We start from the raw sequence: 20,356 nt of genomic DNA on the forward strand, positions 1-20,356 counted from the left end.
TCTATTATAGGAACGAATCCTCCAAGAAATCGAGATTTGGATTTTTGGTCTTGATTAAGTTTAACTTTTTGATGCGTAACCAACCCTTTATTTCCTTTTCCCTTGCAATGGCTTCCTGAATCCAAGTGAATTCTTCGTAATACACCAAATGGTGACACTTGTATCTTGACACAAATGTTTTTTTGTTAATTAAGATGTCATTTTGATGTTGACGCAATCGATTTTGAAGACTATTGGTCACACCTGTGTAAAGCACCGTCTTGTTCCTATTTGTTAGGATATAAACATAATATGTGCGCCAACCTTCTTTAAATATGCCAGGAAAATACGAAAGATTCTTCGTTCCGCTGTGCTCCACTCAGAATGACATAATTCACCCTTTTGTCATACTGAACGTAGTGAAGTATCTATCATAGAAACGAATTTCCCAAAGAAATTCAGGCCATTGTTGAGAGTACTAGACACACATCAGATTCTTCGTTCCGCTGCGCTCTTCTCAGAATGACAAAAAAGGGTGGTACACTCAGAATGACAAAAGACACCCGTTTGTCATACTGAACGAAGTGAAGTATCTATTATAGGAACGAATCCTCCAAGAAATCGAGATTTGGATTTTTGGTCTTGATTAAGTTTAACTTTTTGATGCGTAACCAACCCTTTATTTCCTTTTCCCTTGCAATGGCTTCCTGAATCCAAGTGAATTCTTCATAATACACCAAATGGTGACACTTGTATCTTGACACAAAGGTTTTTTTGTTAAGTGAGATGTCATTTTGATGTTGTCGCAACCGATTTTGTAGACTGTTGGTCACACCTGTGTAGAGCACCGTCTTGTTCCTATTTGTTAGGATATAAACATAGTATGTGCGCCAACCTTCTTTATACATGCCAGGAAAATACGAAAGATTCTTCGTTCCAATTCGCTTCACTCAGAATGACATAATTCACCCTTTTGTCATACTGAACGTAGTTAAGTATCTATTGTAGTGAAGAATTCCCAAAGAAATTAAGGTTATTGTTGGGAGTACTAGACACACAACAGATTCTTCGTTTCACTCAGAATGACATAACAAGGGACTGACTTAGAATTACAAAAAGTGGACGTGTTCCACTCAGAATGACAAAAAAAGAACCATCGGAATTAAACACTATTTAAATACCTTTGAACGTTCCTTCAATTCAAGGTATTACTATGCCAACCCAAAACAAATCATTCTTAAAGCGTTTGCTCATTTGGAGGTACAAGCATATTTCCGAAAAGACCTTCATCTACATCCTCAGCGTTGTAGTAGGGTTGTTGGCGGGCCTGGCATCGGTCACCCTAAAAAACATTACCTATTTTATTGAAGCCTCCCTGGAACGAGGCATCATCTTCTCCAGTAACCAATTATACTTTATACTGCCCATCATAGGGTTGACCTTGGTATATCTCTACGTTAAGTTTGTGCACAAGGAACGCTTGAAACACGCCGTGTCCTCCATCCTTTTCTCCCTTTCCAAAAAGAAAGGCATCATTGACCGAAAACAGATTCTGACCCAACTGGTCGCCGCCCCGTTGACCGTTGGTTTTGGAGGGTCGGTTGGACTTTTGGGGCCCGCGGTAGCTTCGGGAGCGGCCATTAGCTCCAATTTGGGCCGATTATTCCACATCAGTGCCAAAACACGCTCGTTATTGATCGCCTGTGCATCGGCAGGTGCCATCGCCTCCATATTTCAATCGCCCATCGCGGCAATTATTTTCGCGGTAGAAGTCTTTAGCATGGACCTTACCATGATCTCCATGCTGCCCCTGCTATTGGCATCCATATCGGGGGTGCTTACCTCCTACTTCTTTTTGGGCAACGAGGTATTGTTCACCTTCAATATTTCACGTGCCTTTGCGGTGAAGGATACCCTTTTTTACATCGTTCTGGGGATAGGGACGGGAGTAGCCTCCATCTATTTTACCAAAATGTACTTTGGCATCCTGCACTTGTTCAAACCGCTAAAAAGTCCCAAATATAGGCTCCTGGTGGGCGGACTCGCCATAGGCATCATGCTGTACATGATACCACCGCTCTACGGGGAAGGTTTCAGCTTTATCAACAACCTATTGCTCGGCGACCATATACAGGCCCTTGGAAAGACACCTTTTGACGCCTTCCTGGACAATATTTGGGTGGTCATCGCCCTGTTGTTCGGTATTACCATTTTCAAGGCCGTGGCCATGACCACTACCTTGGCGGCCGGCGGGGCGGGTGGAATCTTCATACCCACCATGGTGATGGGAAGTGCCTTGGGCAACGTGGTGGCAAAGGTCATTAACAATCTGGGATTGGGCTTCTCGGTTTCGGAGAGTAATTTTACGCTCATTGGAATGGCCGGACTCATTGCCGGGGTGTTGCACGCACCGCTAACAGCTATTTTCCTCATTGCGGAGATCACAGGAGGCTACGGTCTTTTCGTTCCACTGATGATTACGGCATCCATCTCCTACCTGATCACAAAAAACACCATAGACTATACGATCTATACCCGTGAACTTGCCGAACGCGGCGACCTCCTCACCCATAACAAGGACAAGGCCGTGCTGACACTGATGCAGTTGGACGACCTTATTGAGATGAATTTTAAAAAGGTAGACCAACACATGACCTTGGGCGAAATGCTCCACGAATCCGTGGCCAAGTCTACCCGAAATATCTTTCCCGTAGTGGATAGCCAAGAAGCCTTGGTGGGCATAATCCTGCTGGACGATATACGGGAGTTTATGTTCGATACCACCCTGTACAAAAGCACCAAGGCCATCACCTTTATGCAAAAGCCCCCGGAAATCATCTTTTACGGGCAGGACAAGATGCAGGCGATCATGCAAAAGTTCCAGGATAGCGGGGCATGGAACCTGCCCGTGGTCAAGGATGGAAAATATCTGGGCTTTGTCTCCAAATCCAAATTGTTGACGGCCTACCGTAGGGAGCTGATCAACTTTACGGGGAATTAGTTTATATTACAGATATAAAAGAAATATGTGTAATTGTACATATATACAATTGTTATGTGCAAGCTAAGGAACAGCAACTCTATATGAATAAACTTATCTCGGAATATATAGATTTAGCAACAGAACACGGAATTTCAATTGAAAACGGAGATAGCTCAAAAAGCAATAAAATCCATTCAAGAATTGAGAAAATTACCAAACGGATTTCGCAATCTGAACCTATAATTAAAAATGAATTTTATGGACTTTTAAAGCATTCCAATTTATCTGTAAGATTATGGGCTGCCGTTGAACTTATTGGAACCGACGAAAAAAAATCTATGGAAATATTGCAGAACATTTCGGCAGACAAGGGAATAATTGGACTGACCTCCCAAACGCTTATCGATATGTGGAAAAAAGGATTAATTATAAAAAACGACTGGAATAAAGCCAGCACATAACAAAGAACTGAGTTAAAATCCATTCCTTTATACTTTACCTAGAAAATTCATCAAACATTTGCCCACTTTGTTCACCCTAGCACAAATAGAACTAGCCCACGCGAACGTCAAAACAGGAGCCGACTTCCCAAAGTATATTCAGGAAATTAAGCAACTTGGGGTTGTTTCCTTCGAAACTTGGGTAACGGATAGCCACACCCAATATTTTGGCGAAAATGGGTTTCAAACCCGCTCGGAACCAGAATACGACCCTTTGGCTATTGTGGAGGCTTGCCAAAAAGAACAATTTGCCCAATACCTTTCATCGCACCAAAAAGGGGAAACGGATTATGTTGCCTTTTGCAACCATTGTGCGGAAACAGGTGTTGAAAAATGGATTGTGGACCTTCAAAAATTGACCTGCACCTATTATGATAAAGCCGGAAATGCAGTTCTATTGGAAGCCATACCCATTGCCCAATAAGAATCAGTGGCTGTACGTGCCAAAAAAATGATTCCCCCGGGCTGGCGCGAGCATCTTGCTCCTGCCTAAATCTAATATACAACTAACCCCAACACAAGCGTGACGCTTGCGCTAGCAGGGGATTTGTATAATAAGCGAAATACCGCTTGCAAAAGGAAGTTTTTGAGAATCAAGCTATTGACCTAATTTAAAAGGTATGGATATATACTGTAAACCCGATTGCGGAAATTCACCAAAAAGGGAATTGGTAAAACAACTCACCCAATACTTTGCGGCCTATGATCTTGAGAACGCCATGCAGTTTATGGCTACGGATGTCGTTTGGACCTTGGTGGGCGATACCCCAATACAAGGAAAGGAAGCATTTAAATCGGCTTTGGAGGAAATGGGCACCAATAAAACGAAGGAGCTTACCATTCAAGGGATCGTCACGCATGGAAAGGAAGCCGCCGTACATGGCGAAATGCTGATGGAGGATGGCAATAGGTTCGGTTTCTCGGATTTTTATGAGTTCACCAGTGCCAAGGCTTCCACGGTAAAATCCATTCGGTCTTACGTCGTTCCCATACACTAGATTTAATCGGTTTACCCTGCACTTGATAGTTGTCACGAAGCGTTCTCTTTGCTTCGGATGCATTTGTATGGAAAAGCTGGCATCAAAAAACAACGGTATATTTTGAACCGATAGAAATGCTTACATTTAATCGGGCCGAACAATCCCCCTAAACAACCACCACCTTATGAAAAAAATACTGCTGTTTTTACTGCTGATACTGATCGTCGTTGCGGGCATTTTGGTCTTCAACACCCTAAAAATGGGCTCCAAACAAGTGGCCCCGGGCACTGCCGAAACTATAGCGCTCCCAGACGATATCTTTCAAAACCTATCCAAGGGACTGCAATACGAGACCATTTCCTTTAGCGAGGACGCCATTCCGGACTCGACCGCCTTTTTTGGCTTTCACAGGTATTTGGAAGAAACCTTTCCCCTAGTGCATAAAAATCTGTCCCTTGAGAAAATAAATACCTATAGCCTGCTATACACCTGGAAAGGCTCCGATGCTTCCAAGAAGCCGGTTATTTTAATGTCGCACCAAGATGTGGTTCCCGTGGACCAGCCCACACTCGCGGACTGGGAGGCAGGGCCTTTTGCCGGTACGATTACCGATACCCACGTCATTGGCCGTGGCACCTTGGACGACAAGGGAACCTTGATCGGACTTATGGAGGCCGTGGAAAAACTGTTGGAGGAGTCCTTTGTACCCTGCCAGACGATATATTTGGCCTTTGGACACGATGAGGAAGTTGGGGGCAGCAAAGGTGCCGCCGAAATCGCAAAGCATTTAAAGTCAAAAGGCGTTACCGCGGCCATGGCCTTGGACGAAGGCGGATTTTTGGCGGAGAACCTAGTTCCCGGTATTGAGACCGTAGCCATGGTCAACCTGGCCGAAAAAGGATTTGCCTCTTTTAGGCTTATTGTAGAAACCAAAGGGGGCCACAGTTCCCAACCGCCCAAGGAAAATACCATTGGAATGTTGGCAAAGGCCATTGTGGACCTGGAAAACAACCAACTGCCCTACAAACTGGTGAAACCCATCAATTACCAACTGGAATATATGGGCGCGGAACTCCCGTTCTTTAAAAGAATGACCTTCGCTAACCCTTGGCTGTTCAAGGACCCCATACTGGAAGCATTGAACGCCCACACCACTACGGCCCCTACCATTGTAAGCGGCGGCGTTAAGAACAACGTAATCCCCACGGTAGCCGAGGCGACCATCAACTTTAGGATATTGCCCGGCGAGACGATAGCATCGGTGCAGGAACATATTGAAAACACCATTTCCGATAAGATCAAGGTAGAACCTGTAGGGTTTTTGACCAATCCTTCAGAAGTATCGAGTATCGATTCAGATGCCTATAAGATCCTGGAACAGACCATACGTACCCAATTCTCGAACAGCGTAGTGGTTCCGGGATTGGTAGGCGGTGGTACGGATGCACGATATTTTTACGAAATCGCGGAGGATGTGTACCGTTTTTATCCCATTAGGTTGGGACCGGATAGCATGTCTCGTTTTCACGGAATAGACGAGAAAATCAGCAAGGATAACTACAAGGAAATCATTTCATTTTCCTACCAGCTTATCAAGAATTTCAAGTAAGGTTTTTTTTACCCGACGATTTTTATCCTAACGAACCTTAGCATGCCAATAGGGATTTTGGACCGATTTGCTGCAAACCTGTGTTTTGGTAAACCCGATGGATTCCATTCCATATTTCCTAACTTTGTGCCATGAGGTACCTGATTTTACTTATCGTATTGGCTTCCTTTGGATGTATCGTTTACGGATTTAATCTGGAGGATTCGCAAGAGGCAACGGCGCACAAGTTTATTGGCGGTGGCACGGTAGGGCTTTTTTTGGTGGCCATGCCGCTGTTCTTGATCAAGGAAAGTAGGGGCAAAAAAATGAACGACTATATGCTGACCGAGGAAAACATTCGGAAAATGCAGGGGAAATCGGCAAAAAACACTGAAAATCAAATATTTCCAAAGGATAAAAAAGACTAATTATCTCCTATGTGACCTAAAATTTGCTATTTTTAGGATATTAATTACCTAATTTTTATTGTAATGACTGGCAAAGTAAAATTTTTCAATGAATCCAAAGGTTATGGGTTCATTACCAACGACGACACGGGAAAGGACATTTTTGTCCACGCGACCGCTCTTAACGGAAAAGAGATCAGGGAAGGAGACAAAGTAGAATACGTTGAACAAGAAGGCAGAAAAGGCATAGTAGCGGGACAGGTGACCGTTCTCTAATCATAAGTATTACATTTTGCAGGAACTGGAACCACGCATTGCGTGGTTTTTTTATACATACTTATGGACTACCTCCTTTTTTTTTCGAAAAACCGATGTAAAAGTTCAGATGCCTCGTGCTCCAAAACACCGCCCACTACTTGCGTTTTCGGGTGTAAATGCGTACCCATGGCCCTAAATCCCCGTTTTGGGTCCGATGCCGCATAAACAATTTTTGAGATTTGGCTCCAAAAAAGTGCGCCGCCGCACATTTGGCAGGGTTCCAAGGTAACGTACAGGGTACAATCCCTAAGGTACTTTCCCCCCAGAAAATTGGCAGCGGCGGTTATGGCCTGCATTTCCGCATGGGCCGTAACATCGTGCAGTTTTTCCGTAAGGTTATGGGCCCGGGCAATGATCCGGTCCTGGATCACGACAACGGCTCCCACGGGAATCTCGTCCTGTTCAAAGGCATGCTCGGCCTCCTGCAGGGCCTTTTTCATGAAATAGGAATCATCAAAAGGTGCGATCATATTTCAAAAATACAATAAGATATACAGGGCCACTACTATTTAAAAACAATTGTTTTGGCGTTTAAAAGAAGTATTTTTGCCACGAATTAAATCCCAATTGGACACACTCTTATCAAATATCAACGCCCCAAAGGACCTTAAAAAACTGTCCAAGGACCAATTGGCCCAAGTGGTCCGGGAACTTAGGGAATTCATTATCGACATCGTGGCGACCAAGGAAGGGCATCTGGGCGCCAGTTTGGGCGTGGTGGAACTCACCGTGGCACTGCATTATGTTTTCAATACCCCAACGGATAAATTGATCTGGGACGTGGGACATCAGGCATACGGACATAAAATCCTTACGGGCAGAAAAGAGATATTCGGGACCAACAGACAACTCAACGGCATTAGTGGTTTTCCAAAAATGGGCGAAAGTGAATATGATGCCTTTGGAACGGGACATAGCTCCACTTCCATATCCGCCATATTGGGAATGGCCTTGGCATCCAAATTAAAGGAAGAACACCAGAGACAGCACATTGCCGTAATTGGTGATGCTTCCATTGCCAGTGGTATGGCCTTTGAAGGGCTGAACCATGCCGGGGTTACGGATACCAATATCCTTATCGTCCTCAATGACAACGCCATAGGCATAGACCCCAGCGTAGGTGCATTAAAAAAATACCTGACCAATGTAAAAAAGGGAACGGCTAAGGACGAGAACATTTTTGAATGTCTCAATTTCAATTACTCGGGTCCCATGGACGGACATGACCTAAACGCATTGATACAGGAACTGGAGCGCTTAAAAAGCCTTCCTGGCCCTAAATTGCTCCACGTTATCACAACAAAAGGAAAGGGACTGCAAAAAGCCGAAGAAAATCAGGTAACCTATCATGCTCCTGGCAAATTCGATAAAAAGACGGGGGAGCTGCTCAAAAAGAGTGATAGACCGGAGCCTTTAAAATATCAGGACGTATTTGGGCATACCTTGGTAGCACTTGCCAAAGCCAACGAAAGAATCGTGGGAATCACTCCGGCCATGCCTACGGGAAGTTCGTTAAAATATATGATGGAAGCCATCCCGGATCGGGCCTTTGATGTTGGCATTGCGGAACAACACGCCGTTACCATGGCAGCGGGAATGGCCGCAGCTGGACTCATCCCCTTTTGCAATGTATATTCCACGTTCCTTCAACGCGCCTATGATCAGGTCATCCACGATGTGGCCCTCCAAAATATACCGGTCATTTTCTGTTTGGACAGGGCAGGTTTGGTAGGCCAGGATGGTCCTACGCACCACGGGGCCTTTGATATTGCCTATTTGCGATGTATTCCCAACATGGTCCTATGCGCCCCCTTGAACGAAGTGGAGCTGCGCAACATCATGTTTACGGCACAATTGGGATTGGAAAACCCCATTGCCATAAGGTATCCGCGTGGGAGAGGCGTACTCTTGGATTGGGAGCGGCCCTTTGAAAAAATGGAAATCGGTACGGCCCTTGAATTGAAAAAAGGCACGAAAATTGCAATCCTCAGTACGGGCACTATCGGCAACAGCATTACACAGGTGCTAAAAGAAATCACGAACGACCAAAGCGTAGGTCATTACCACTTTCCGTTTATCAAACCTTTGGACACGAAACGCATCCATCAAATACTAGAAAATTATACGCATATCATAACGGTAGAGGATGGATCGGCCAAAGGTGGTTTTGGAAGTGGTATCCTTGAAGTGGCGAACGATTTGGGCAGTCCAAAAGAGATAAAAGTCTTTGGCATCCCCGATGTATTCATACCACATGGCACCCAAGAAGAATTATACCAATTGGCACAAATCGATATTCAATCAATACGAACCCATATTGAGAGACTTTTATGAAAGATGTTTTTTTCCATAAATTCAAAGTATTATACTATCTAGTATTTTTCATTTCTGTTACCGCCTATTCCCAGGATACGATACCATCGCCCATAGTTGCAGATACCGTTGTAATCGATACAACGGTGGTGGACACTATTGTCATCCGCAAGACACAGGAGAAAATAAGACATGTACCTAGGGGGGTGAATTTGATGAACCCGGTTATCTCCTTTAAACGCACAAAGGCATTAAAGGACAAGTACGACCCTTTTCGCGTACCTTCTTTTTGGACGAAGGAAAACCTGTTGGGCATCAACTTGAGCGAGGTGGCTTTTGTCAATTGGAATGCGGGTGGTGACAATGCCATAAGTGGGCTGAGTTTTTTAAAGCTCGTACGGGACTATAAGTTCCGGTATTTTAAGTGGGACAATATCGTTGAACTTCGGTATGGCCTCAACGCCCAGGAAGGACGTCAAATACGAAAGACCGAGGATGTGATCCGACTAAGCTCCAACGTAGGCTACAGGAGGGATACCATCAGCAATTGGTATTATTCCGTGCAGCTTAATTTCAATACCCAATTTTCGAACGGTTATAAATATCCGGATAGGGACAATCCCATATCACGTTTTATGGCTCCCGGATATTTCTTTTTCGGTGCCGGTACTTCCTATATCAGCAAAAACCAGAAGTTCAATCTTTACATGTCGCCCATCACCCAAAAATCCACCTTTGTCCTTGATCAGGATTTGGCAGACAGAGGTTCCTTTGGTGTGGAAAAGGCCATTTTGGATGCAAATGGCAATGTAATTACACCCGGGGAAAACCACCGGTTGGAGCTTGGAATTCTGATTACGCACAAATGGGACTTCAATATTGCCACAAACATCGACGCCAATAGTCGGTTAAACCTCTATACCGATTATCTAAAGAGTTTTGGTAATGTGGACGTGGATTGGGAACTGAACATAAAAATGAGGGTGAACAAATACATTCTTACCACCTTGGGCACACATATCATCTATGACGATGACATCCTGTTTGACGAAATCCAAAACGATGCAGGCATCGTTGTGGATTCCGGCATACCCAAAATACAGTTCAAACAAGTGCTGGGTGTGGGAGTGGCCGTTGACTTCTAAAGCTGTTTTCCCGTTATTTTGTTATGGATATGCACGGCAGAACTGTCCGATAGACTAGCAACATAGCAACAGGTATTCAGCAGTATTTCATAAAGGGAAAGGTCCGTCTTTCTGTAAAATTCCGGCAAGGTCTCCAGCAACAAGTGATGGTAATTGGATGCCGTAAGGTCCCTTTTTTTAACCAGGGCATCGGTATATACCTCTAGGATATCGGCAATGATCTTATATCCGGCAATCTCTTTTTCAATGACCTCCTGGTCCTTGTAGACCTTCTCCACGCTCAGGCTTATGATGTCCCGTATCTGGGCATCGTATTTACTTTTATCCATGAGGGAGGTATCCATAGTACCATTGAGTATATTCTCTTCGTTGTCCATATAAATGGATACCGCATCCTGAATGAGCGTGTTTATGGCCAAGGCCCTTAAGTAACTGATGCGGTCTTCCTTATACTCAAGGGTATTATACTTTTTGGTATTTATGGAATCCTTGACCAATTTTATCAGATATTCCAAGGCAAAATCCTCCGAAATCAATCCCAAATTGATACCGTCCTCAAAATCGATAATCGTATAACAAATATCGTCTGCCGCTTCCACCAAATACGTCAAGGGATGTCTGGCAAAAGAAACATCCGATCCATTTCTAGTCTGGATCAGTCCCAGATCTTGGGCAACGTCCATAAAGGCTTCTTTTTCCGTCTGGAAAAACCCAAACTTTTTATCGGAAATATGTTTTGTAGGTTTTTTGGGCAAGGATTCTTTAGGATATTTCATAAAGGCCCCTAAGGTCGCGTAGCTCAAACGAAGGCCGCCAGAAACACCTTCCCTATCCTGGGTCAATAATTTAAAGCCATTGGCATTCCCTTCAAAATCAATGATGTCCTGGTATTCCTTTGGACGTAGGTGCTCCTTGAAAAAACGCCCATTACCGTTCTTGAAATACTCTCCAATGGCCTTTTCCCCGCTATGTCCAAAAGGAGGGTTTCCTATATCATGGGCCAAAGCGGCCGCGGCGACAATCGCCCCAAAATCGTTGAACTTATAGCCATGGATTTCGCTTAAGTGCGGGTGTTTCTCCAAAATTTTTTGACCGGCCAACCTACCAAGGCTCCTGCCCACAACTGAAACTTCCAAGCTATGCGTCAATCGGGTATGTACAAAGTCGGTTTTGGACAACGGAATCACCTGGGTTTTGTCCTGCAAGCTTCTAAAAGCTGCGGAGAAAATGATTCGGTCATAATCTACATCAAAGCCCAATCGGGTCTCGTTCTGTTCGTTCCTGATTCGTTTATTTACATCGCCCTTTCTACGCAAGGACAGTAATTGCTCCCAATTCATGATGCTTGTTTAATCCTCGCAAGATACATTTTTTGTGATGTAGAGCGATGAAAAGAGACTAAAACGGGACGGAAATCAACCAATATCTTAACCTTAATAAAATAAATAGATAACCAGCACATAACCTTAAGTTAACCTTGCATGTTTTTATTTGCAGGCAAATAAACTATTGATAAATGAGAGTATTATTTTTTGCGATTGCCGGACTTTTCACGACCCTAATGTATGCACAGGTGACCGGATCCGTTCGCGGAAAAATTCTGGACAGCGAAATGTTCAACGAGCCCTTGCTTATGGCATCGGTCTCCTTGAAAAATACCGATTGGTCTGATCAGACAAATTTCAATGGAAATTTCGAGATTACAGATGTGGCCCCTGGCGAATACATAATGGAAATCAACTTTTTAGGGTATGAATCCTTGGAAGTTCCCATTAAAATAAAAGAAGACGAGCAACTGGAAATTCTGGAGTCGCTAAAAGCCAAGACATTGACCATACCTGTAATGGCCGAAACTTCCGAAAAAATGACATCGGACCAGTCTATCGAACCCAATTATTGATACCGAAGGACTTCAAAATACTATTTGGTCAATTTTCCGACTATTACGGATTTATTTCCTATTTTCATCTTCAATAACAAAAAGACGGGCATTTACGGTTTGATTCCCACCTGCTTCATAACCTTATATTAACCTTATTGACGATTTATAATATCATTTTTGCATTTATTTAATTTTTAGATGGGAGAAAACATATACCTCTTCATGATCATTGCTTTGGCCGTTTTGGCAATAACAGATCTGGTGGTTGGAGTAAGTAATGATGCGGTCAACTTTTTGAATTCGGCCATCGGAAGTAAGGCCATTTCCTTCAGGACAATCATGATCGTAGCCAGTGTAGGGATAGCTTTTGGCGCCATTTCCTCGAGCGGTATGATGGAAGTCGCCAGAAAAGGCATTTTTAATCCCGGCGAGTTCGTATTTGCGGAAATAATGATCGTTTTCATGGCTGTAATGATTACGGACATCCTGCTTTTGGATTTCTTCAATACCTTGGGCATGCCCACGTCCACTACGGTTTCCATTGTATTTGAATTGTTGGGTGCCGCCGTTGCCATCTCCTTGGTAAAAATATATGCCGATGAAGGAAGTTTTTCAGATTTGGCGAATTACATAAATACAGATAAGGCCACGGAAATCATCTTGGGGATACTGCTATCCGTTGTTGTGGCTTTTACCATTGGCGCTATCGTTCAGTTTTTCAGCCGTATCCTTATTTCCTTTAAATTCCATGAAAAACCCAAATGGTACGGGGCTATATTTGGTGGTTTGGCTATTACGGGAATCATTTATTTTATTCTGGTCAAAGGTCTTAGTGGAACTTCCATCCTTCCTGAAGCTATAAGCCAGTTCATCGCTACCCAAGCGTCTTTATTTATTGCAATCAATATTGCGTTTTGGACCTTGGTTTCCTATGTGGTTTCCGCCTTTTTGAAATGGAACATTTACACGATTATTATCATTTTGGGCACCTTTGCATTGGCAATGGCTTTTGCCGGTAATGATTTGGTCAATTTTATTGGCGTGCCCTTGGCGGCATTGGAATCGTTCACTAGCTGGAAAAGCTCCGGAATCCTTCCTACCGAGTTCAACATGAAAGGACTCTCTGCGGCCGTACAGACCCCAACCTACCTCCTGCTTTTGTCAGGGGTTGTCATGATTATTACCCTTTGGTTTTCATCCAAAGCCAAAAGTGTGGTAAAAACCAGTGTTGACCTATCCAGACAGGATGAAGGAGACGAACGATTTGAACCCAATTTCCTTTCCAGGAATATCGTAAAATACACGATTGTCGCTTCCGAAAATCTAAGTGGAATTATACCGAAAAGTATCCAAGAAAGAATCGACAAGCAATTCCAAAAACCGTACGTATACATTCCAAAGAGCAAGGTAAAGGACCAACCTGCTTTTGATTTGGTACGGGCTTCGGTCAACTTAATGGTGGCCAGTGTTTTGATTTCCTTGGCAACCTCCATGAAATTGCCCTTGTCCACCACCTATGTGACTTTCATGGTGGCTATGGGGTCTTCCTTGGCCGACAGGGCTTGGGGGCCGGAGAGCGCCGTCTACAGGGTCGCAGGTGTGCTCAATGTTATTGGCGGATGGTTCTTTACCGCGTTTAGCGCCTTCACGGCCGCGGCCATAATTGCTTACATAATACACCTTGGTGGCCTTATTGCCATTGGTGCCCTATTGATTTTGGCTTTCCTGCTCATAGGTAAAAACTACCTCTCCCATTCCAAAAAAATAAAGGAAACCAAATTGGAGGAAAAACTACAGCGTGCAGAAAGCAATACGATTATTGGATTGATAGAGGAAAGTTCCTCAAACATTGCCCTTTCGATGAAAAGGGGCAATAAAATCTATACCCAAAGTATCGACGGACTGGCAAAACACGACATAGACACCCTTAAAAAAGGAAAAAAAGGCATCAATAAACTGGACAAGGAGGTTGAGGACCTACGAAATAACATTTTCTATTTTATCAAGAATTTGGACGAATCCAGTGTGGGAACAAGTAACTTTTACATCACCGCTCTGAGTTATTTACAGGATATGACACAATCCTTGGAGTATATTTCCAAAGCGGGATACAAGCATGTCCATAACAACCATAAAAGACTTCGGTTTAACCAAATAAAGGACCTAAAGGAAACCGAGTCGTACGTGGAAGACCTATTCAAAAGCATTCAGGATATTTTTGAGAACAAAAGGTTTGAAAAATTGACACCGCTTCTCATGAATAAACAGGAGCTGCTCAACAAACTCGATGCTAAAATTGCCAAGCAGGTAGAACGCACCCGATCGGACGAATCCAGCCCTAAAAACACCGCCCTCTACTTTAGCCTTTTGCTGGAGACCAAGGATTTATTGACCGCCATTATGAACTTAATAGAGACCTATGAAAAGTATTCAAATTCTAAAGTGGTTTCTTCCAGTACTTTTCTTTAACATTCTTCAAAGCAGTGCCCAAGAAGAACTGACCGGACCCAAATTGTTGGAAAAGGCCATTGCCTACCACGATCCCAATGGAAATTGGAAAAGTTTTAAGGGAAAAATGGCCATTCTCATGTCAACCCCAGATGCGGAAACGCGTAGGACACAGTTGGAATTGAACCTACCCGGCCAATATTTTAAATCGTCCGTAAGAAAAGGAAATTATACGGTTGATTATATCATTGACAAGGGCGAATGTGAACTATTGCTGAACAACAGTCCCGTTATTGCCGACACGTACCGGGATAGTCTTCAGATTACGTGTGAGCGGGCTCTTAAAATGAAGGATTACTACACCTATCTCTATGGCCTGCCCATGAAATTAAAAGATCCTGGGACCCTTATAGACCCCAAAGTGGGCAAAAAATCATTTAAGGGAAAAGAGTATCTGGTTTTAAAAGTAAAATACGACGAAGAAGTAGGGAGCGATACTTGGTACTTTTATTTTGACCCAACCAATTACAAGATGGAGGTCTATCAATTCTTCCACGATGAATCCAAAAACGACGGTGAGTACATCCTATTATCGGAAGAAATTACCGTCAACGACATAAAAATGCCCAAAATAAGGGCATGGTACTATAATACGAATGATAAATATTTAGGAACGGACGACCTTGTAAAAGCATACGCTTTGGATTAACCGCTGCTATCTATAAAAATTCATCTCATCCATATACTTCCAAACGGCAGCCGGTAACATAGGTTTGATGTTCTTTCCTTTCTTGTGTTCCCTGCGAATGAAGGTTGAAGAAATTTCCATAATTGGAGCATTTACCCTATGTATTTTGGGATGCTCCTTGAATTTGGAGCCCATCTCTCCCTCCGAAATCCTTGGATATACATATAAATCATATCCCTCCAAAATGGCATCGTAGTTCTTCCACTTATGGAAACCTTTTAGGTTATCCTCCCCCATTATCAGGCAAAATTGATGTCCATCCGGGTATTTTTCTGATAAATGGACCAAGGTATTGATAGTATAATTGGGTTGGGGAAGTTCAAACTCTATTTTGGAAGGTTTTAACTTTGGATAGTCCTCCGTAGCCTCCAATACCATTTGGTATCTGTGGTGGTTGTCCAGAAGCGATTTCTTCATTTTAAAAGGACTTTGTGGAGTTACCACGAACCAAACCTCATCAAGATCGGAAAACTCCACCATGTGGTTCGCAATGACCAAATGACCGATGTGTATCGGGTTGAAAGTACCAAAATACAGTCCTATCCTTTTCATCGGCATTTCTAGCTAATCATATTAAGAAGGAAAAAAAGCTGTGAGAACGCACTACTCCTTATTCTTAACCCCTACAAAATCCGCGACCAATTCCTCCGCTTCCTTTAGGGCCACTTTTAAATCGTAGTTTTTAATGATCTTATCGAATTGAGGTGCGGTAGCCAATTCTACCGATGCTTTGGCGATGCGCATATTGATTTTATCATCGCTCTCCGTACTTCTTTTTTTCAAGCGTATCTTAAGCTCGTCCACACTGGGCGGCTTTACGAATACGGCCAGGGTACGGTCCGGAAATTTCTTTTTGATTCGAAGCCCCCCAACCACGTCGATGTCAAAAATAACGTTCTTGCCCTGGGCCCATAACCGTTCCACCTCGCTTTTCAAGGTGCCGTAAAAATTGTCGCGATACACTTCCTCCCACTCCAAAAAATCATCGTTCTTGATATGGTTCTTAAACTCCGAAACCGTCATGAAATAGTAGTGCTCCTTATTTTTTTCCTTTCCCCTTCTGGGCCTGGACGTAGCCGATACGGAAAACGCCAAATTCAGTTCTGGGATTCCCAAAAGATGACGTACGATGGTCGTTTTTCCACTTCCGGACGGCGCCGAAAAAATAATGAGCTTTCCTCCTTCCATTATAAAACGTTTAGCATCTGTTCCTTGATTTTTTCCAATTCGTCCTTCATTTGGACCACCAATTGTTGCATGGGGGCGTAATTGGCCTTGGAACCAATGGTATTGATCTCACGTCCTATCTCTTGGGAGATAAAACCCAGCTTTTTACCATTACTGTCACTGGACATCAAGGTTTTTTCAAAATAATCCAAATGGTTGGCCAAGCGTACCTTTTCCTCCGTTATATCGTACTTCTCCAAGTAATAGATGAGTTCCTGTTCAAAACGATTCGCATCTACCTCCACCTTGATATCCTGTACGGCCTTTTCCAATCGCTCCCGCACATTGGCCTGCCTTTCAGGGTCCATGGCCACGACTTTTTCCAACAACCCTTGTAATGCCGCTATTCGCTCCAGAAAGTCCTTTTCAAGAACACTCCCTTCCTCAGACCTGAAGGTGTTGATTTCAGCCAAGGCCCCATCCAAGGCTCCTAAAATTGCCTGGTATTCCTCATCATCAATATCGTCCCTATCCGTTCGCATGGCATCGGGCAACTTTAGGGCCATTTCCAACAACTGAATATCTTGCCCGTCAGCAATGGACTTCAGTTGCTTCATGTACTGCCTAACAACGTTCTCGTTGACCTGGCCTGAAGCCTCATCGCCCGTGATCTCCACATAGAGGTTAAAATCGACTTTACCACGTTGCAGGGAGTTCGCGATCAGCTTTCTAAGCTCCAACTCCTTTTCCCTATAGGCAGACGGCATCCGAGCATTTAAATCGATACTCTTGCTGTTCAAGGATTTAATTTCTACTGTAATTTTCTTAGTTGGAAGCTGTACAACATGCTTCCCGAATCCAGTCATGGATTGAATCATAAATCGAATTTAGTTGGGGCAAAGATACCTTTTTTGAACGGGTATTGAGATGCCCTTCACGAGCGTTGCAAAGCCGAGCTCAAATACTAAAGTTCCCTGACCCAAATATTGCGATAACTTACGCGGCTATCGTCCCCATGATCCTGTAAAATTATAGGACCTTTACCGTGGGCAGGGTTCTTGGGCCACCCAATATAAGGTGTAGTTCCTTTGATCTCAATATGGTCCTGAACCAGAACACCATTATGGATAACGGTCATGGTACCGGACTTAATTTTACCACCTTCTTCATTGAACTCAGGGGCATGGTAAATGATATCATAGGTATTCCATTCACCCGTAGGCACGGAAGCCATGGCCAAAGGCACATGCTGTTTGTAGATAGATGCTACCTGTCCGTTCACATAGGTTGGATTATCGTTATTATCCAATACCTGAACCTCGTACAGACCGTTTAGGAAAATACCACTATTACCCCTGTTTTGCCCTTCCCGTTGAACAGGTAGCGGCGATTTCCATTCAATATGGAGTTGAATGTCCCCAAAATTTTGTTTGGTTTGGATGTCACCTGTTTTATCGTTAACGGTCATACTACCATCGTCATTCAAATGCCATTTTGCTGCAGTGCTGTCCTTAGCGGAAATCCAATTGTCAAAACCGCTGCCATCAAACAAAATTATGGCATCACTGGGCGCACCATTTTGGGAAGAGGGGTTTACCACTGGAACCTTAGGTTCGTAGAACTCCGTTTCCTCAGGAGTGGTAGGCTCGGTACCACTGTATTCCTCATGTACGATAACTTCATCTTTTATTTCCGTTGCGGTATCCTTGGCAACTTCTTGTACCTTTTCCTGGCAGGCGGTGAATACTAGCGAAAATAACAATCCGGCACAATAGATTCTCTTCATAATAATTGTTCTGGGTTTTAAAGCTCTTTTATTTTGATGTTTTTATAGGCTACTCCATCACCATGATCTTGTAGCGCTATTTTACCGGTAGGGTATTTTGCGAAATGTTCCCAATCCGCAAATTTGGAATTGGCCACCATTTCGCCCCATTCCGGGTCGTTCACTGGAAATTCCACCACGGTTTCCCCGTTCAATTCAACCCTTCCCTCATTGGTTTTATGGTTTATGGTAATGACCATGGTATTCCACTCGCCGACGGGCTTTGTCATATCTTTCATAGGCGATACCATATCGTACAATGCCCCGGATTGATGGCTGGTTCCGTTCTTACCATCGGGGTGTCCTTCATTGTCCAATACCTGGATCTCTGGGCCTGTAAGATAGGGTTGCCCCAGACTATCTATTTCCTTCACGCCCCACATTACGCCGCTATTCCCATTTTGGGCGATTTTCCAATCCATGTACAGGACAAAATCAGTATAACTACCGTCTGAAACTAAGTTGAACTGATTTCCATTTTCCCTGGTTTCCGGCGGATAAAAGACCATAGCGCCGTCCTCAATCTTCCAGTTATCGGATACATCCTCCTTTAGGTATTCATGCCAACCGTTGAAGGATTCCCCATCGAATAGCGTTGTCCATTCGTCGGCCTTTGAAGACATTGTAGTTTCCTCCACCACTTCCTTGGTTTCCTCGGCCTCCTTTTTTGCCTCCTTGCAACCTAGTACAAGCATTACAAGAAAAGCTGTTTTAAATATATTTTTCATAAGTTCAGTTTTTATGATTAAAGTCCTAAAATGTTTTTTAACATTTGTTCATCGGTTTCGGCACCGGCAAAATCGTCAAATGTTTTTTGTGTTGCCTCAATGATGTGGTCCTTAATGAAAACGGCACCTTCCCGCGCTCCCTGTTCCGGACTTTTAATGCAGCATTCCCATTCCATTACGGCCCATACATCACAGCCATACTGTGTCAACTTGGAAAATATGGTCTTGAAGTCGATTTGGCCATCGCCTAATGAACGGTATCTTCCCGCGCGGTTGCCCCAATCGTTATAACCGCCGAAGGCTCCTTTCTTTCCCGTTGGGTTAAACTCGGAATCCTTTACATGAAAGGATTTTATGAATTCATGGTAAAAATCGATGTACTGAATATAATCCAATTGCTGGAGCACGAAGTGACTCGGATCGTAAAGAATATTTACGCGTTTGTGATTATTCGTCGCTTCCAAAAAGCGTTCAAAGGTGTCGCCATCATGAAGGTCTTCACCTGGGTGTATCTCATAACAGACATCCACACCTTCCTTGTCAAAGTGGTTCAATATGGGCATCCACCTTTTGGCCAACTCTTCAAAGCCCATCTCTACAAGTCCTGCCGGCCTTTGTGGCCATGGGTGCATGGTATGCCATAGCAGCGAGCCTGAAAACGTGGCATGGGACGTTAGGCCCAGCCTTCTACTGGCGGTAGCGGCTTTTTTTACCGTTTCAATGGCCCATTCCGTTCTGGCCTTGGGATTGTTATGTAGATTTTTTGGCGCAAAGGAGTCGAACATCAAATCATATGCGGGATGCACTGCCACTAACTGTCCTTGTAGGTGCGTGGAAAGTTCCGTGATTTCCAAACCATAGGAATTTATCTTGCCCTTGAGCTCGTCACAATAGTCCTGGCTCTCTGCCGCCTTGTCCAAATCAATGAGAAAACTTTCCCACGTGGGTATTTGAATGCCTTTGTAACCTAAATCCGCAGCCCATTTACATAATCCATCCAAGGAATTGAACGGTGCTTTGCTATCTACAAATTGTGCTAAAAATACTCCTGGTCCTTTAATTGTTTTCATCTCTTATCTTTAATTGTTTTTAAGCGGTTAGATGTAATTATTCAATACCTTGATTACTGTTTTTTCTATATTTTTAATAAATTCTCACTTTACCCATCTCGATGAAATTTATCGTAGATAATGGCCAATTCCCTTACTTAACCTAAGATTTCGTTGTTAACCTGTTGTTTATCTTGTTACTAGACGTAAATGAATTAATCTTATATTTAGAGAATCAATTCACTATTTCCATTTTTGCCAATAGTCAAGTCATAAATATAGCAAATACCGATAAA

At 43.5% G+C, this 20,356-nt stretch carries 22 protein-coding genes; 12 read left to right on the top strand and 10 right to left on the bottom strand.

Features of this window, described 5'->3' with window-relative positions; genetic code table 11:
* Nucleotides 1-4: 4 nt before the first annotated feature.
* Both F0361_RS05490 and F0361_RS05495 read right to left on the bottom strand, forming a co-directional pair.
* On the bottom strand, nucleotides 5-358 hold the full coding sequence (locus F0361_RS05490; RefSeq protein WP_317131725.1) for a GIY-YIG nuclease family protein: 354 nt from the start codon (nucleotides 356-358) through the stop codon (nucleotides 5-7).
* 217 nt (nucleotides 359-575) lie between these two features.
* Nucleotides 576-887 carry a GIY-YIG nuclease family protein gene (locus F0361_RS05495; RefSeq protein WP_154917545.1) on the bottom strand — a complete coding sequence of 104 codons (312 nt, stop codon included), beginning with the start codon at nucleotides 885-887 and terminating at the stop codon, nucleotides 576-578.
* A 305-nt stretch (nucleotides 888-1,192) separates the two neighbouring features.
* Here F0361_RS05495 and F0361_RS05500 point away from each other — a divergent pair, with 305 nt between their 5' ends.
* The 7 genes from F0361_RS05500 to F0361_RS05530 all read left to right on the top strand — a co-directional run bounded on the left by F0361_RS05500 (nucleotide 1,193) and on the right by F0361_RS05530 (nucleotide 6,713).
* Nucleotides 1,193-2,980, top strand: coding sequence for a chloride channel protein (locus F0361_RS05500; protein WP_154917546.1), 1,788 nt, complete (start codon nucleotides 1,193-1,195; stop codon nucleotides 2,978-2,980).
* Between the two features lie 56 nt (nucleotides 2,981-3,036).
* Nucleotides 3,037-3,423 carry a DUF2019 domain-containing protein gene (locus F0361_RS05505; protein WP_154917547.1) on the top strand — a complete coding sequence of 129 codons (387 nt, stop codon included), beginning with the start codon at nucleotides 3,037-3,039 and terminating at the stop codon, nucleotides 3,421-3,423.
* A gap of 67 nt (nucleotides 3,424-3,490) precedes the next feature.
* Complete coding sequence (locus F0361_RS05510) at nucleotides 3,491-3,886, top strand: DUF1398 domain-containing protein (RefSeq protein ID WP_154917548.1); 396 nt, start codon at nucleotides 3,491-3,493, stop codon at nucleotides 3,884-3,886.
* Between the two features lie 196 nt (nucleotides 3,887-4,082).
* Complete coding sequence (locus F0361_RS05515) at nucleotides 4,083-4,460, top strand: nuclear transport factor 2 family protein (RefSeq protein WP_154917549.1); 378 nt, start codon at nucleotides 4,083-4,085, stop codon at nucleotides 4,458-4,460.
* A 166-nt stretch (nucleotides 4,461-4,626) separates the two neighbouring features.
* Nucleotides 4,627-6,051: a M20 family peptidase gene (locus F0361_RS05520; RefSeq protein ID WP_154917550.1), complete on the top strand. Its 1,425-nt coding sequence runs from the start codon at nucleotides 4,627-4,629 to the stop codon at nucleotides 6,049-6,051.
* Between the two features lie 131 nt (nucleotides 6,052-6,182).
* On the top strand, nucleotides 6,183-6,458 hold the full coding sequence (locus F0361_RS05525) for a hypothetical protein (protein ID WP_154917551.1): 276 nt from the start codon (nucleotides 6,183-6,185) through the stop codon (nucleotides 6,456-6,458).
* A 63-nt stretch (nucleotides 6,459-6,521) separates the two neighbouring features.
* Nucleotides 6,522-6,713 (top strand): cold-shock protein, encoded by a 192-nt coding sequence (locus F0361_RS05530; RefSeq protein WP_138256449.1) that lies wholly within the window; start codon nucleotides 6,522-6,524, stop codon nucleotides 6,711-6,713.
* 68 nt (nucleotides 6,714-6,781) lie between these two features.
* On the opposite strand, the gene F0361_RS05535 is transcribed toward F0361_RS05530, so the two are convergent.
* A complete protein-coding gene (locus F0361_RS05535) occupies nucleotides 6,782-7,225 on the bottom strand; it encodes a nucleoside deaminase (RefSeq protein WP_154917552.1) in 444 nt (147 codons plus the stop codon).
* A gap of 76 nt (nucleotides 7,226-7,301) precedes the next feature.
* Between F0361_RS05535 and F0361_RS05540 the strand changes: the two genes are divergently transcribed.
* Both F0361_RS05540 and F0361_RS05545 read left to right on the top strand, forming a co-directional pair.
* Nucleotides 7,302-9,089 (top strand): 1-deoxy-D-xylulose-5-phosphate synthase, encoded by a 1,788-nt coding sequence (locus tag F0361_RS05540; protein ID WP_246160812.1) that lies wholly within the window; start codon nucleotides 7,302-7,304, stop codon nucleotides 9,087-9,089.
* Nucleotides 9,086-10,213: a DUF3078 domain-containing protein gene (locus tag F0361_RS05545; RefSeq protein WP_154917553.1), complete on the top strand. Its 1,128-nt coding sequence runs from the start codon at nucleotides 9,086-9,088 to the stop codon at nucleotides 10,211-10,213. Before F0361_RS05540 ends, F0361_RS05545 begins: the two co-directional genes overlap by 4 nt.
* Here F0361_RS05545 and dgt read toward each other — a convergent pair.
* On the bottom strand, nucleotides 10,210-11,553 hold the full coding sequence (dgt, locus tag F0361_RS05550; protein WP_154917554.1) for a dGTP triphosphohydrolase: 1,344 nt from the start codon (nucleotides 11,551-11,553) through the stop codon (nucleotides 10,210-10,212). The two genes, F0361_RS05545 and dgt, sit on opposite strands and share 4 nt — an antisense overlap.
* A 176-nt stretch (nucleotides 11,554-11,729) precedes the next feature.
* Between dgt and F0361_RS05555 the strand changes: the two genes are divergently transcribed.
* The 3 genes from F0361_RS05555 (at nucleotide 11,730) to F0361_RS05565 (ending at nucleotide 15,252) form a co-directional block, all read left to right on the top strand.
* Nucleotides 11,730-12,113: a carboxypeptidase-like regulatory domain-containing protein gene (locus tag F0361_RS05555; RefSeq protein WP_154917555.1), complete on the top strand. Its 384-nt coding sequence runs from the start codon at nucleotides 11,730-11,732 to the stop codon at nucleotides 12,111-12,113.
* 180 nt (nucleotides 12,114-12,293) lie between these two features.
* Nucleotides 12,294-14,564, top strand: a complete 2,271-nt coding sequence (locus F0361_RS05560) for an inorganic phosphate transporter (RefSeq protein ID WP_154917556.1) — start codon at nucleotides 12,294-12,296, stop codon at nucleotides 14,562-14,564.
* The gene (locus F0361_RS05565; protein WP_246160813.1) at nucleotides 14,515-15,252 is read left to right on the top strand and encodes a DUF6503 family protein; all 738 of its coding nucleotides are present in this window, start codon (nucleotides 14,515-14,517) and stop codon (nucleotides 15,250-15,252) included. The genes F0361_RS05560 and F0361_RS05565 overlap by 50 nt, the downstream gene beginning before the upstream one ends.
* A 6-nt stretch (nucleotides 15,253-15,258) precedes the next feature.
* Here F0361_RS05565 and nadD read toward each other — a convergent pair whose 3' ends face one another.
* From nadD to F0361_RS05595, 6 genes are all read right to left on the bottom strand, one after another.
* Nucleotides 15,259-15,843: a nicotinate (nicotinamide) nucleotide adenylyltransferase gene (gene nadD, locus F0361_RS05570; protein WP_154917557.1), complete on the bottom strand. Its 585-nt coding sequence runs from the start codon at nucleotides 15,841-15,843 to the stop codon at nucleotides 15,259-15,261.
* 51 nt (nucleotides 15,844-15,894) lie between these two features.
* On the bottom strand, nucleotides 15,895-16,479 hold the full coding sequence (gene gmk / locus F0361_RS05575) for a guanylate kinase (RefSeq protein ID WP_138256456.1): 585 nt from the start codon (nucleotides 16,477-16,479) through the stop codon (nucleotides 15,895-15,897).
* Complete coding sequence (locus tag F0361_RS05580; RefSeq protein WP_154917558.1) at nucleotides 16,479-17,336, bottom strand: YicC/YloC family endoribonuclease; 858 nt, start codon at nucleotides 17,334-17,336, stop codon at nucleotides 16,479-16,481. Before F0361_RS05580 ends, gmk begins: the two co-directional genes overlap by 1 nt.
* A gap of 86 nt (nucleotides 17,337-17,422) precedes the next feature.
* Nucleotides 17,423-18,244 (bottom strand): 3-keto-disaccharide hydrolase, encoded by an 822-nt coding sequence (locus F0361_RS05585; RefSeq protein ID WP_154917559.1) that lies wholly within the window; start codon nucleotides 18,242-18,244, stop codon nucleotides 17,423-17,425.
* 17 nt (nucleotides 18,245-18,261) lie between these two features.
* A complete protein-coding gene (locus F0361_RS05590; protein ID WP_154917560.1) occupies nucleotides 18,262-19,011 on the bottom strand; it encodes a 3-keto-disaccharide hydrolase in 750 nt (249 codons plus the stop codon).
* 17 nt (nucleotides 19,012-19,028) lie between these two features.
* Complete coding sequence (locus tag F0361_RS05595) at nucleotides 19,029-20,081, bottom strand: sugar phosphate isomerase/epimerase family protein (protein ID WP_154917561.1); 1,053 nt, start codon at nucleotides 20,079-20,081, stop codon at nucleotides 19,029-19,031.
* Nucleotides 20,082-20,356: the final 275 nt, after the last annotated feature.

Source organism: Maribacter flavus (assembly GCF_008386635.1).
In the GTDB taxonomy this organism is placed as follows: Bacteria; Bacteroidota; Bacteroidia; order Flavobacteriales; family Flavobacteriaceae; genus Maribacter; species Maribacter flavus.